We start from the raw sequence: 13,686 nt of genomic DNA, 5'->3' as shown, positions 1-13,686 counted from the left end.
AGTAGTATTTTAGGTCCCCTCCACCCCGCAGAAGCGAGTGATGAAGTCGGCGAATGCCACGACGCCGTTGAGATATTCATCAACGCTGATGCGTTCCTCGAAGGTGTGGCAGTTTCGAATGTCCCCCGGCGCGCAGTAGACGGCTGGAATGCCGAGCTGATTGACGAAGAACGGTGTCTCGGACCAGAACGGCGCCCCCTCGGCACCGCCCCGTCCGGGCATGGCTTCGGCCACGGCCGCGCTGAGCGCGACCAGAGCCGGATTGTTGATGTCGATCTCTGCCGCTGTGCCGCCAAGCGCATGGTCGCGTCCGGCGGGGTAGGCGATGTCGATTGTGATTGTGGGATCGGTCACCGCGCCGCGGATTACTGTCTCCAGTTCGGCAGCCGCAACATCGAGGCTTTCGCCCGGCAGCAGCTTGCGGATAAGCGACAGCGTGCAGCGCTCTGGCACGGCGATGAAGCCGCCGCCATTGAGCGTAGTGATGAGCAGGAAGCCTCGGCCCACCAGGTCGTGCTGGGCGCGCGCCGAAATCTCGTCCGAATGCGCCCATAGCGCAGTCATGATTTCATGGCTGGCCTTGAGCGCGTCATGTCCCAACTCTGGCACGCCAAAATAGGCCGACTTGCCGGTAATGGTGATGTCGGCAATGAAAAAGCCGATCTGCGCCGGATAAACGGCAAGTCGCGTTGGCTCGGTATAGACGACGAAGTCTGGGCGCGGCAGTTCGCCCGAGGCGATACGGGCGACATGGGCCTTGACCCCGGCGGAAACACCGGAGCCAGGCTGGCCGCTTTCCTCATCACCGACAAAGGCGAAATCCACATTGCCTTTGAGGCGCACGCCAGCACGGTCGAGCAGGCTCAATGCGGCAAGGCTGGTGCAAATGCCACCCTTGAGGTCGCCAGAGCCACGTCCCCAGATTTCCCCATCGATGACTGGCGCGCCAAACGGGTTCTCGCGTTGGTCGCCGGCCCAATGTTCCCGCCAGCCATCAACATGCACCGTGTCGGTATGGCCGATGAACAGTAGCCGCGGACCGTCAGCAGTACCCTTGCGCGTACCCCAGATATTGGGGCGGCCGGGCTCGAAATCGGCTGTAGTGACAGCTTCGATACCGCGCGCCCGCATCTGCTGGTCAAGGAAGCCGACGAAATTGGCCTCGTTTCCGGTAATGCTGTCATGGCCAATGGCGCCGCGCAGCAGGGCGATCGCGTCATCAGTGTCCAGTGCCTTGCGGAGGGCAGCCTGTGACAGTGTCATCGTAGCGCCTCCCGCATCGAAACGGCGTTCGCTGGCGGCAGAGAAATGCGCGACTCTGGTGTTCCGGCACCAAACAGGGTGTTGTGCAAATGGCTAAGCCCGATGGCCGCCGCGCCAACCAGCGCTGCATGGCTGCCCAACTCGCTGGCTTCCACCGCGACCGGATAAGGGAAGCATTGCGGCAAGGCCGACTGGACGCGGGCAACGAGTTCGGGCCTGCTGCCGATCGAGCCGCCCAGAATAACCTTGTCCGGATTGGCAACGGCGGCAATAGCGCCGATGCCGCGCGCAAGTAGGCGGGCCGTTTCGTCGAGCACTGTGAGGGCATGTGCCTCACCGGTATTGGCCTTTTCAAAGATCACCGGCACGGGCGCATCAACCCCTGACAGAGCGCGATAGCGCGCGACAATGCCTAGCGATGCAACGACCCGCTCATAGGCGCCGGCCCTTAAGGACTCTGGCTCAAATGGATCGGCCCCGAGAGGCAAAAAGCCCAGTTCGCCAGCCGCGTTGGTCGCCCCGCGCACCAATTGGCCATTGAGCATCAGCCCACTGCCCACGCCGGTACCGAGCGCGATGAAGGCTAGATTGTCGAGGCCCTGACCGACACCCAGCCAGCTCTCGCCAAGCACTGCCAGATTGACGTCGTTTTCGAGAATGACTTCAAAACCCAGCTGAGCTTCTAGCGCAGCTCCAACGTCCATGCTGTCAAAGCCGGTGATGTTGGGGGCGAGGAGCACGGCGCCGCTGTTCTGAGGAGCGCCGGGAACGCCGACCACCGCGATCCGCAGCCGGTCCCGCGCGACGCCACCCTTGAGCGCAGCTTCGCCGGCAAGGCGTGCAATCTGGGCGACGACCGCTAGACCACCATCGCCATGCGTAGGCTCAGTCACTTCGGCCAAGACCTTGCTGGCCAGATCGCAGACAGCGACGCGCACCTTGGTACCACCCAGGTCAACCGCGATGATATAGGCCGCCGATGGGATTATCTCATACGTCACCGCCGTGCGGCCAATATGGCCGCTTGTCCGGCCAACTTCCTGCACCCAGCCCTCATCCTCAAGCTGGCGCATCACTTCCGAGATCGTCTGCTTGGACAAGCCCGTCTGCTTGGCAATGGATGCCCGCGACACAGGTCCGCCCTGTACGATCGATTCCATAACCGCGCGCAGTGAAAACTGTCTGGAGATGTTTAGCGCCTGGCTCAAAAGAAGACATCCAGTTAGTTCGGTGACAGAACGAACTATTGCGCGGAGGCTTAAAACTGTCAAGGGTGGGTAAGGGTCGGTGGAAAACGCCTGAGGCTTACGGAGGCGGGCGGCCTTAGGGACGGTAGTTAGAGGCAATGACGCGCGGGACAACTGCTGGGGAAACGGCACCGCGGTGGTGCAATTTGGTGACCCACCAATCCGCCCTCCCCCACAAAACATGAGAAATTTACACAAGTTATATTGTCATCTTCGCTACAGAAATGTAGGAAGCGCGACATGCCGTGCGATGGCGCGGCGAGCTGGGGTTCGCACGCAGTGACGAGCCGGGCTCACTCCGCAAAGAGGACGATATGAACGCAGATTTTACCTCTACTGGCCGGGCCAAGGCCGGCTGGAAATCGCTGGTGGCGACGGCGCTGGCTTTTGCGCTGACCATGACCGGCGCAGCTATGGCGCAGGACACCCGCACGATCACTCATGAGCTGGGCACCACCGAAATCACCGGTAAGCCAGTCCGTATCGTGGCGCTGGAATTCTCCTTTGTTCAGGCGCTGGATTCGCTGGGCGTAACGCCCGTCGGTGTCACCGACGACAACCAGCCAGAGCGCATTGCGCAGCTACTCGGCAAGACCATCGAATATTCTTCGGTTGGCACGCGCCTCGAGCCAAACCTTGAACTGGTCAGCGCGCTCAAGCCTGACCTGATCATCGCGGATCTGCGCCGCCATGCTGCCGTTTACGAGCAGCTCAGCGCAATCGCGCCGACCATCGTGCTCAACAGCTGGGATGGCAGCTATGAAGACATCAAGGACGCGGTGGTGACCATCGCTGACGCCATTGGCGACAAGGCCAAGGGCGAAAAGGTTGTGGCTGACCACGAGGCCGCCATGGCCGCGATTGCCGACAAGATCCCCGATGGCGACAACCGCCGTTTCCTTCTGGCCGTGGCCACGACCGATGCCTGGTCGCTGCATACGTCGGCATCGTTCAGCGGTTCGGTGTTTGACGCGATTGGTGTGCAGGCTGCCGTCGAGGCTGATGTGCCCGTCGAAAGCGGCGTTGGCCTTGAGCGTCTCGTTGCCGTCAATCCAGACGTGATGCTGGTGGCGACCGATCCAGGTGGCACGATCTTTGATCAGGTACAGGACAACGCGGCCTGGCAGGGCATCGAGGCCGTCAAGACCGGCATGGTATTTGAAGTCGATCGCAATCAATATGCCCGCTTCCGCGATCTGCGCACGGCCGAGCTGATTGCCAACGATATCCTCAGCAAAGTCTTCAATGCAAAATAAGCTATTGGGGGAGGGGCGTCGGCTATGACCGTGCCCCTTCTCACCTCGCCCCCTATCCAGCGCGACGCGCGCCGATCCATCGTGGTCGGCGTGGTTTTGCTCGCGCTCATGGCCGCAGCGGCCATCGCCAGTCTGATGGTGGGCGCTGCTGGGCTGTCTCTCGAACGCTCGCTGACGGCATTGTTTTTCCGCGATGGCTCGGTCGATAGCGCTTTGATCCATGATGTGCGGCTGCCACGCGTCATCCTGACCATTCTGGTGGGCGCCAATCTGGGTGTCGCCGGCGTGCTGATTCAAACTCTGACGCGCAATCCGCTCGCTTCGCCGCAGACCTTTGGCATCAATGCCGGTGCGGCGCTGGCCATTGTCATTTGCGTCGTGTCGTTCCCCGGCGTTGCGCTGTGGGGCATGGTGCTGCCAGCCTTTGTTGGCGCTGCAGGCGTCGGATTCCTAATGTGGGTGCTGTCGCTATCGGGCGCGATTACCCCGATGAAGCTGGCGCTGGCGGGTATTTCCATTCAGCTGGTGCTGGCGGCTCTGGTGCAGGGTATCCTGATCGCCAACAACGCGGCCCAGGATATCGTGTTCTGGCTCGCCGGTTCGGTGACTTCGGCGCAGTGGCCCAAGGTCTGGGTTATCCTGCCGTTCACGTTGCTGGGCATCAGCACGGCGATCGCCGCCGGACATCACTTTGGCCTCTTGGCGCTCGACGATAGCACCGGCCGTTCGCTCGGCCAGAATGCGCGTCGCGTTGGCGGTCTTGCGTCCATTCTTATTGTTGTACTGGCGGGTTCCGCCGTTGCGGTGGCTGGGCCGGTGGGCTTTGTCGGCCTCATGGTACCCCATATTATCCGTCGCCTTGCAGGCGAAGACCAACGCACCCTGCTGATCCTGAGCGCGCTTGGCGGTGCGGCATTGCTGGTTGCAGCAGATCTGGCGGGCAAGCTCGTCGGCTATCCGTCCGAATTGCCTGTGGGCATCGTGACCGCCCTGATCGGCGCGCCCGCGTTCCTGATCATCACCTGGAAGCATCGCACCAGATGACCGCTCTTTCTGTGCCCACAACCGTTCACCCTCTGCTGCGCGCCACCTCGGTCTGCCTGTTGCTGCTCGCGCTGACAATCTTTCTGGCACTGCTCAGCATGTCGCTGGGTGCCGTGCCGCTATCGTTATCGCAGGTGGTCGATGGGCTGTTCGGCGGCGCTGATGCGTTCATCATCAATCAATACCGCCTGCCGCGCGTCGTCATATCCTTGATGTCGGGTGCAGCGCTGGCCGTTGCCGGACTGCTGCTGCAGGGCGCCTTGCGCAACCCGCTGGCTTCTCCCGATGTGGTGGGCATCACCAAGGGCGCTGGGTTGGGCGCCATGCTGGCAGTGATCTTCCTGCCCCCGATCTGGCAGGTCTGGGCCATTCCGGTCGGCGTTGTCGGCGGGGCAGGGCTGGCGGCTGGGCTATTGCTGCTGATCGGTCGCGGACTGGGCGGTGGGGTGACCACTTTGGCGCTGGTTGGTGTCGCCATCGGCGCGCTGGCGCAGGCGGCCATGCAATACCTGATGGTGCGGTTTCCCGGCGGTATCGACCAGAGCATGGTCTGGCTGGCGGGTAGCGTTTACGGCAGCAATGCCGGTGACATCAGGGCTCTGTCGATCTGGCTGCTGGCCTGCCTGCCTGCGGTGCTGATCGTGTCTTCAATGCTCGACCTGTCGGCCTTTGGCGATGACAGCCTGACCAGCCTTGGCATTTCCCCCGGCCTGTTGCGGGCGGGCATGATCGTGACAGCGGTGGCGCTGACGGCGGGTGCCGTTGCCAGCGTCGGCAGCATTGGTTTCCTTGGCCTCTTGGCACCACATATCGCCCGGCTGATGGTCGGCTCGCGCGCTGTGCATTTGTTGCCTGCGACGGCGCTGGTTGGTTCTCTCGCCATGTTGCTAGCCGATTTGCTTGGGCGGCTGGTGGCGCTGCCCAATGAAATTCCCGCCGGTATTGTTGCCTCCGTCATTGGCGGGCCGTATCTGTTATTCCTGCTGCTCTGGGAGGCACGACGCCGTGGCTAACCCGCATCTAGACCGCCTGCATGCCGACCGCCTCAGCGTCGGTTATCCCGGCGTCGTCATTCTCGACAAAGTCTCCGCCTCCATCCCTGACGGCAAAATAACCGCACTGATCGGGGCCAATGGCAGTGGCAAGTCCACGCTGTTGCGCACACTTGGTCGCGTGCTCGATCCGCTGGACGGCACGGTGCTGCTCGATGGCAAGAACATCGTCACCAGCCCTCGCAAGGCGGTGGCCCGTCTGCTGGCCCTGTTGCCGCAAAGCCCTATTGCGCCTGATGGTCTGACGGTGCGTCAGCTTTGCCGCTTTGGCCGCTATCCGCATAAGGGGTTCCTGTCCCAACCGAGTGCGCATGACGAGGAAGTCGTCGAGCAATCGCTCGCAGCGGCGGGGCTGCTGGATCTAGCCGAGCGGCCGCTGCATCGTCTGTCCGGCGGCCAGCGTCAACGCGCCTGGATCGCAATGGCGCTGGCGCAGGAAACGCCGATTCTTTTGCTCGACGAGCCAACTACATATCTCGATATCGCCCACCAGATGGAAGTGCTGCAACTGCTGCGCCAGCTCAATGCCGAGCAGGGGCGTACGGTGGTGATGGTGATGCATGATCTCAATCACGCCGCTCAATATGCGCACCACATCATCGCGGTGGCCGATGGAGGCATTCTAGCAGCGGGCTCGCCGACCGAACTGCTGACGCCTGACCTCATCTTGAAGGTGTTCGGCGTCAGCGCCACGGTTATCCCCCATCCCATTGATGGCACACCGCTTTGTTTGCCTCTGGCCTGCGCCGTCTTCGACAAGCCGACGCTTTGATATGCTAGCGTCACCGCCATGAATCACGACCACGACGATCCGGGCTCATCGACGGCGCATGAGCTGTTGCGGCAGCGGTATGATGCGAATGCCGCCAGCTTCAGCCGCGCCGAGCGGCTTGTCGCCGACCATTTGCTGCAACTGCCGCCGGCCGAACTGGCTTTTCTGAGCGGCGACATGCTCGCTCAGTCGACTGGCACCAGCGACGCAACAGTGATCCGCACCGCCAGGCGGCTCGGTTTTTCGGGCCTGCCAGAACTCAAGCGGCAGGTGACGCGTTCAATTGCCCGCACCAGCTCGGTGCCGCGTCGGCTTGAGCGTCGTTACCAAGCCGTCGGCAGCGACGCAGGCACGGCGCGGGATGCGGTGTTTGCCGCCGCGCTCGAACTGGTCGAGGCCACCCAGCAGGCAGTGGATCCAGACGCCATTGATCGCGCCGTTGCCGCGCTGGAAGGCGCCGATACGGTCTGGTGCCTTGGCATGGGCACGTCCGAGCAACCGGCCCGCCATCTGGCAATCGGTCTGCTGCGGGCAGGGCTGCGCACCCGCGTATTGGCATCGAGCAATTTCACCCTCGCCAATGATGTGGTCGGCATGCGTTCCGGCGATGTGCTCGTGGTGTTTCAAGCGGCGGTGCAGCGCAAGGATATCGAAGCGCTGATCGCGCATGCCAATGCCATCGGCGCCAAGACGATCCTCGTTTCCGGCGTGCAGCTGCACGAGGCCTATCGCGAGCGGGTCACCGTCGCCATCCAATCCATGGGCGTCGCGTCGAAGCTGGCGAGCTCTGCCATCGGGGCCATGGTGGTGGCCGATCTGCTCACCCATTGTCTCGCCGCCGGCAATGTCGGCCGCGCCATCGATACCCATGCACGGCTCGGCCAACTCCGCCAAAGCGTCGAGTAGTTCTGCGTAAGCGCCGTCGTAGTGTCACCGCTATTTTGTCGGTGGGCAAAGCTTTGGCCATGGCGCCGCGAGGTTTACCCGCGCAGAAATCTATGTGTAGGTCAGGTATCGAAACCTGGAACGTTCATGAAAGCTCACATGATCAGGCTCTTTCTGGCAGTGGTGGCAGCGCTTTGTTCGGTGGGATGCACCGGTACGGCCCGCGCCCCCTCGGTGCCCGTTTTCGGATCGTTTTTCCCCGCCTGGATCATCTGCGCCGTCGGTGGCGTCGTGGTCACGCTGATCGTTCGGGCACTGCTGATCCGCCTGAGGCTCGATGAACATCTGCCGGCGCCGCCGCTGGTCTACCTGTGTCTGACGATCGGTTGCGGCATCCTTGGATGGCTTGTGTGGTCGGGAGTGATCGGCTGATGCGTTCTCTGCTCGGAAAAATCATCGGCTACGGCATCATCGTCGCCACCATTGTGCTGATCTATGTGGCCTGGGCCACCAACGTCACCAGCCCGCGCTCCGATGTCGCCGAAATCGAGGCGCCGATTGTTCATATTTCGTCCACCGTGCCGGGCCGTGTCATCGCCATTGAGGTGAGCAACAACGCCCGGGTCAGCAAGGGCGATATCTTGTTCCGCATCGATCCGGAGCCCTATCAGTTACGGCTCGATCAGGCGCAGGCCGAACTGCGCGCCGCCGAGTCCGAAGTCGCGCAGGGCGAGCGCAATATCGCCACCGAGCAAAGCAATGCCGATGTCGCGCAAAAGCAGATCGAGCGCGCCCAGTTCAACGCTGATCTGGCTCAGCAGACGCTCGACCGCCTTGAGCCATTGCTCGAACGCGGCTTCGTCACGGCTCAGCAGGTCGATCAGGCGCGCACCACGCTCAACGACTCCCTGGTCAGCCTCGAGCAGGCGCTGCAACAGTCGCAGGGCGCTACGCAGATCATCGGTACACTCGATACCCGTAAGGCGCAGGTCGATACAGCCCGCGCCACCGTGGCACTCACTCAGCGCGACCTCGACAACACCATCATCCGAGCGCCCTTCGACGGCCGCATCGTCGGTCTTGTCATGCCACCAGGTGAGTATGTCATCACCGGCCAGACGGTGTTTTCGCTGATCGATACCTCGGGCTGGGAGGCGGTCGCCTTCTTCCGTGAAACCGAACTAGCTTCCATCACCATTGGCGACGAGGCGCAGGTCTTCGTCATGGCCGATGCCAAAAATCCGATACAAGGCACCGTTTCGGCCATTGGCTGGGGCGTGCGCTCCGAGGATTCCGCCACCATTCTGGGCCTGCCGCTGGTCTCCAACTCGCTCAACTGGGTCAAGGTCGCCAAGCGCTTTCCGGTCTATATTCACCTGCATGAGCCGCCTGATGGGCTGATGCGGGTGGGGGCATCGGCCGTCGTCGTCATTTCCGAATCCCAGGGCGAGACGGGCGATGGCAGCGCCAAACACTAGGGCCAGCCTTCTCGATTTTCTGCGCGAGGAACTGAAGCCCTATGACGGGCGGCTGGGCCGCTCGCTGCGCATGGCGCTGGCCTGCGTCATCGTTGTACTGGTGGCCATGAGCCAGCAGGTGCCCGAGGCGGCGCTATCCTGCTACCTGATCTTTTTTGCATCGCGCAACAATGCCGGCTCCGGCATTCTGATCGCCGCCGGGCTGATCATTGCCGCCTCGGTCGGCATCCTGTTTGGGCTGGTCTTCCTGCAGCTGGCCGCTGACGAACCCATGCTGCGGCTGTCGCTGCTGGTGGTCTTCACGTTCGCCGGCATGTTCTTCTCACAAGCCAGCCGCATCGGCGCCATCGCCGCCACCATTGGCTTCGTGCTCGCCTTTGTCATGACGCTCTATGACATCGTGCCGATCCCGGAATTGCTGTCGCGGGGACTGAGCTGGATGTGGGTTGTGGTGTTTTTTCCCATGGCCACGCTGATCCTCGTCAACGTGCTGTTCGGCCCCAATCCAGCCAAGCTGGCCCGCCGCGCCGTGGCCGAACGTTTGCGCATGGCCGAACGCCTGCTGGCAGGCGATGTTAGCGCCCGTGAACCTGCCGAAGCGCTGCTCTCCGAGGGACTGAGCGAACTCAGCACCGTGTCGCGCATGGGTGGCCTGTTCGGATATTTCTCCAAAGATGAAGGCCGCCGCCTCGTCGCCATGGGCCCCGAAAGCCAACGCCTGCTAGCCCTGGCTCTGGCGCTGCCCCGCGGCGACACGGTCGACCAACGCCGCACGCTTGTCGCCCTTGTCGACGCCGTGGAGCTGGGCGCGCCGCTTGCGTATTTCCATTCGCCGGTCGCGCAGGGAGCCGTGTCTAGGGCGACCGCAAATCTCGTAGGCGTTTGGAACGGCACGCTGAGCGAAATCGCTGACTCCGCCGAACCCAAGGCCGCACTTCTGGCGCCAGACGCCTTCACCAACCCCGTCTATATCCAGTTCGCGCTCAAGGCGTTGCTGGCGGTTGTCATCACCTACATGATCTATACCGCCTGGGACTGGTTCGAAGTCCACACCGCCATGATCACCTGCTTTTACGTCGCGCTCGGCAGCGCCGGTGAAACTCTGCACAAGTCCGCTTTGCGCATCGCCGGCTGCATTATCGGCGCCGCCATGGGCATTGGCGCAATCTACTTTTTCATGCCGCACATGACCGATATAGGTCACCTGCTGATCCTGGTCGGCGTCGGCGCCTTCATCGCCGCCTGGGTGTCCAATGGCAGCGGCCGCATTCAATATATGGGCTGGCAAATGGCGCTGGCCTTTTTCCTTTGCGTGCTGCAGGGCTTCAGCCCAAGCCTTGATATTGCCGTGGCCACCAATCGCATCATCGGCATTCTCATCGGCAATGTGGTGGTAGCGCTGATTTTCCTCGGCATCTGGCCGATCAGCGTCACCGGCAGTTTTGGGCTGGCTTTGCAAAATGCCGTCGCGCCATTGACCCGCACCTTGCGTCGCCAGCCGACACGCCTTGCCAATGTCTGGCCGCTGCTGGCCGAGGCCAAGCGCTTGGGCGGCCTATCGATTTTCGAAGCCAATCGCCTGCGCATCCGCTCGCCGGTGCTGCCGCATGGCACCACCATTGCCGACGCCGTCGATGCTGCTACCCAAACTTTGCTGCGTCTTGAAGCCACTCGCAGCGCGCCACGCTATCTGTTTGGTGCACCGCGCTGTGTGAAAGCGGCAACGCTGGCCTATGAAGCGTCTGCCGCTCAGTTCCTCGACCGCGCGGCTTCGGCTATGGTCGTCTCGGGGCCTCAAACGCGAACAGAGCTGACGCAACAGCTCGACCACAGCGCCGCAGCGCTCCAACGGCTCGATATTATGGCGGCACGACAGGGCGGCGCGCGCTCGTGGTGGAAACGGGATCTGGACAAAACGATGATGCTCTATCGCCAATTGCAGACCGAGCTTTCCAGCGCCACCGGGCACGTCTTTTAATGTCGCGCCGCGTCCTTGCTCTGCTGGTTGCGGGCCTCGCGGCCATCAGCCTCGCCGCCTGTTCGTCGTCCGCGCTCAAGCTTGCCTCTGCCAGCCCGACCACGCCCTACCAGGGCACTGCCGGGCAGCCCGCTATCAATGGCGGTGGCGCAGATTTCGGCGTTGCGCCCGATCTCAGCATGCCCATCGTCATCGCTGCGCCCAAGCTGAGCAGCAGCCACACCTATAGCCTGCCCGAGCTGATCGACATCGCACAACTGTCCAATCCGGTGACGCGCGCCGCCTGGCAGCGGGCCCGAGAAGCTGCCGCCGCCGCTGGCGCTGTCGAAGCCACCTATCTGCCCATTCTCACTGCCGATGTGTTGGCCGGTTACGCTGTGACCTCAAACACCGTCCCGGGCATCAATACGCCACTGGTGACGGTCAATTCGGGAACGGTCACGACCTCGGGTATGCAGGTGTCGCCTGCGCTGGCCGTCAAATGGCTGCTGTTTGATTTCGGCGGCCGCGACGCTGCCCGCGCTAGCGCCCAGCAGCTCTCGTTTGCTGCCGACGTCACCTTCAATGCAGCCCATCAAAAGCTCATCTTCGACGTCAGCAACGCCTTCTTCCAGTTTAGCGCGGCCCGCTCGCAGACTCGTATCAATCGCGAATCCCTCGATAACGCCAAGGTCGTGCTGAGCGCCGCCGAAGCGCGTCTGGGGCAGGGTATCGCCACCACGATGGAAGTGGCGCAAGCCAAGCAACAGGTAGCCCAGGCCGAGTTCGACCTGACCCAGGCCACTGGCCGCGAACGCAACACCTATCACTACTTGCTTGAATCGATGGGAATTTCGCCCACCACCAAGATCAATGTGCAGGATATTTCTGGCCGTGCTCTGCCACGCGTCGTCCCCACCGATCTCGACAACCTTATTGTCGCCTCGCTGCAGCGTCGTCCCGATGTGCAGGCGGCCTTCGCCCGCGTCAAAGCCAACAAGGAAGGCATTGCCGCCGCACGTGCCGAATTTATGCCTAAGGTCGCGCTGACTGGCACGGTCAATCAGACCATCGGCCATTACTCGGTCGACGACAGCAGCTTCGGCACCTTGGCCAGCGTCGATGTAAACCAGCCTAATGCCGCCGTTCTGGTTGGCCTCAGCCTGCCGCTGTTTGATGGTGGCCTGCGCGATGCCCGTATGCAGGCCGCAGTTGCCCAGTCTGCCGCATCTGAACAGGAATTCGCACAGCTGCAAAATCTGGCGGCGCGCGAAATTGTGGTCGGTTACGACGTATTGCGCACCAGCCTCTCGGGCTATGCCGCCGCTACTGCGCTCGTCAACGCCGCCCAGACCAACTACGATGCGGCGCTCGACTATTACAAAAACGGCCTCGGCACCTTGGCCGATATCAGCATCGCCCAGACCGGCCTGCTCAAAGCCCAATACGCCCGCGCCCAGGCCCGCAGCGACTCCCTAAGCGCCGCCGCCACCATGGCCTTCGCCACAGGGCAGTTGACCAATGCAGGCGTGCCGTAAAGAGCGTTTCGTCAGCGGTTCGCATCAAAGAACCAGGGGACACAACTCGCCAAGGCGACGTTGCATCCCCTGCAATGTCTTAGGCTTTCGCGGTCTAGACCTTAGTCGAGCGGCACGAAGGCCAGGCCGTTATTGGCATTGAGCGGAATAACCAGCTGATCTGCGCCGCTGTCGTAGCACAGCGAGGCCGCGCTTGGGATGCCGGTGGCGATCAGCTCTGCTTCGCCGCCCGGCGGGATCTTGGAGACACCACCCAGCATCACGCTGGACACATATTTGGTGCCATCTTCCATGATGGCGATGCCGTCGCTACCGGCCTGCGCCGCATGCTCGGTCTTGAGCAGTTCGCCCTCAGGCGAAAGGGTGAGGATGGACGTGTCGCCCATATTCAGCACGACGATATTGCCGTCATTGTCGATCGCGACGCCGTTTGGCGACAGCAGCGGCGCTCCATCGATCAGGATGCTGGCCTCACCATCTGGGGTGATCTTGAACAGGCGCATCGGCAGTTCGTCACGGCCACCACCAGTCTGGGTCGCATAGATCGTGCCGTCGGCGGCAACTTCAATATCGTTGAACCAGGTTGATTCAGGTACCGAAATTTCGCCCGCCGGTGCGCCAGTGGCGAGGTCGAACTTGCGGATCACAGCCACGCTTGGTGCGCCGTCTGCCGTGCCACCATCGCGGTCGGCGACATAGAGAACGCCATCGCGAATGTGGCTGCCAAAGGGCTCGTTCAGCACCAGGCCATTGCGGTTGACGCCGATCCACTTGGCGGTGTGCACGGAGCCGTCGTGATTGATCAGCGAGACGAAGCCATCATTTTCCTGGAACATCTGCCCAACGCCGCGATTGATCGACAGGATCAGTCCGCGTTCGGCATCATACGAGCAGCTCTCGGCGCTGACCACGGCACCGTAGACTTTCACATTGTCAGACATCGGCGTGTAAACGCCGTCTTCGCGACCCGTCACGCCGAGCGGCTTGCCTGCCACAAACGGCTCGGCTGGTTTGGGCGCCTCTTGCGCCAAGGCGGGTGTAAATGGCAGCAGGCAAACCGCTGCCGCAAAAATGAGCTTGTTCAATTTATTCCCCTCGGAAAATGAAACACCAGAAATAGCAGATCAACTGCCACAGGATGCGTCGAGGGGCAGCCAGAGGCAAGCGCCTATCGCCAATCCATAAAATTAACTG

General features: G+C 62.2%; 12 protein-coding genes. 9 read left to right on the top strand and 3 right to left on the bottom strand.

Annotated features, from left to right (window positions below):
• Nucleotides 1-9: 9 nt before the first annotated feature.
• Together ABIE28_RS12175 and ABIE28_RS12170 are read right to left on the bottom strand one after the other, a co-directional pair.
• A complete protein-coding gene (locus tag ABIE28_RS12175) occupies nucleotides 10-1,263 on the bottom strand; it encodes a M20 family metallopeptidase (RefSeq protein ID WP_354063280.1) in 1,254 nt (417 codons plus the stop codon).
• Nucleotides 1,260-2,423: an ROK family transcriptional regulator gene (locus ABIE28_RS12170; protein ID WP_354063278.1), complete on the bottom strand. Its 1,164-nt coding sequence runs from the start codon at nucleotides 2,421-2,423 to the stop codon at nucleotides 1,260-1,262. The genes ABIE28_RS12175 and ABIE28_RS12170 overlap by 4 nt, the downstream gene beginning before the upstream one ends.
• Nucleotides 2,424-2,824: 401 nt before the next feature.
• Here ABIE28_RS12170 and ABIE28_RS12165 point away from each other — a divergent pair, with 401 nt between their 5' ends.
• The 9 genes from ABIE28_RS12165 (at nucleotide 2,825) to ABIE28_RS12125 (ending at nucleotide 12,492) form a co-directional block, all read left to right on the top strand.
• Complete coding sequence (locus tag ABIE28_RS12165) at nucleotides 2,825-3,766, top strand: ABC transporter substrate-binding protein (RefSeq protein WP_354063276.1); 942 nt, start codon at nucleotides 2,825-2,827, stop codon at nucleotides 3,764-3,766.
• A gap of 24 nt (nucleotides 3,767-3,790) precedes the next feature.
• A complete protein-coding gene (locus ABIE28_RS12160; RefSeq protein WP_354063274.1) occupies nucleotides 3,791-4,810 on the top strand; it encodes a FecCD family ABC transporter permease in 1,020 nt (339 codons plus the stop codon).
• A complete protein-coding gene (locus ABIE28_RS12155; protein ID WP_354063271.1) occupies nucleotides 4,807-5,823 on the top strand; it encodes a FecCD family ABC transporter permease in 1,017 nt (338 codons plus the stop codon). Before ABIE28_RS12160 ends, ABIE28_RS12155 begins: the two co-directional genes overlap by 4 nt.
• Nucleotides 5,816-6,634, top strand: a complete 819-nt coding sequence (locus tag ABIE28_RS12150) for an ABC transporter ATP-binding protein (RefSeq protein ID WP_354063269.1) — start codon at nucleotides 5,816-5,818, stop codon at nucleotides 6,632-6,634. The genes ABIE28_RS12155 and ABIE28_RS12150 overlap by 8 nt, the downstream gene beginning before the upstream one ends.
• 18 nt (nucleotides 6,635-6,652) lie before the next feature.
• On the top strand, nucleotides 6,653-7,540 hold the full coding sequence (locus ABIE28_RS12145) for a MurR/RpiR family transcriptional regulator (RefSeq protein ID WP_354063267.1): 888 nt from the start codon (nucleotides 6,653-6,655) through the stop codon (nucleotides 7,538-7,540).
• 138 nt (nucleotides 7,541-7,678) lie between these two features.
• Nucleotides 7,679-7,951, top strand: coding sequence for a YtcA family lipoprotein (locus tag ABIE28_RS12140; RefSeq protein WP_354063265.1), 273 nt, complete (start codon nucleotides 7,679-7,681; stop codon nucleotides 7,949-7,951).
• A complete protein-coding gene (gene mdtN, locus ABIE28_RS12135; RefSeq protein WP_354063263.1) occupies nucleotides 7,951-8,997 on the top strand; it encodes a multidrug transporter subunit MdtN in 1,047 nt (348 codons plus the stop codon). Before ABIE28_RS12140 ends, mdtN begins: the two co-directional genes overlap by 1 nt.
• On the top strand, nucleotides 8,978-10,975 hold the full coding sequence (locus ABIE28_RS12130) for an FUSC family protein (RefSeq protein WP_354063261.1): 1,998 nt from the start codon (nucleotides 8,978-8,980) through the stop codon (nucleotides 10,973-10,975). Before mdtN ends, ABIE28_RS12130 begins: the two co-directional genes overlap by 20 nt.
• The gene (locus ABIE28_RS12125) at nucleotides 10,975-12,492 is read left to right on the top strand and encodes a TolC family protein (RefSeq protein ID WP_354063259.1); all 1,518 of its coding nucleotides are present in this window, start codon (nucleotides 10,975-10,977) and stop codon (nucleotides 12,490-12,492) included. Before ABIE28_RS12130 ends, ABIE28_RS12125 begins: the two co-directional genes overlap by 1 nt.
• Nucleotides 12,493-12,593: 101 nt before the next feature.
• On the opposite strand, the gene ABIE28_RS12120 is transcribed toward ABIE28_RS12125, so the two are convergent.
• Complete coding sequence (locus tag ABIE28_RS12120) at nucleotides 12,594-13,577, bottom strand: SMP-30/gluconolactonase/LRE family protein (RefSeq protein ID WP_354063257.1); 984 nt, start codon at nucleotides 13,575-13,577, stop codon at nucleotides 12,594-12,596.
• Between the last annotated feature and the right edge of the window lie 109 nt (nucleotides 13,578-13,686).

Source organism: Devosia sp. 2618, assembly GCF_040546815.1.
GTDB lineage: Bacteria > Pseudomonadota > Alphaproteobacteria > Rhizobiales > Devosiaceae > Devosia.
This window is presented reverse-complemented; position numbering and strand designations above follow the sequence as displayed.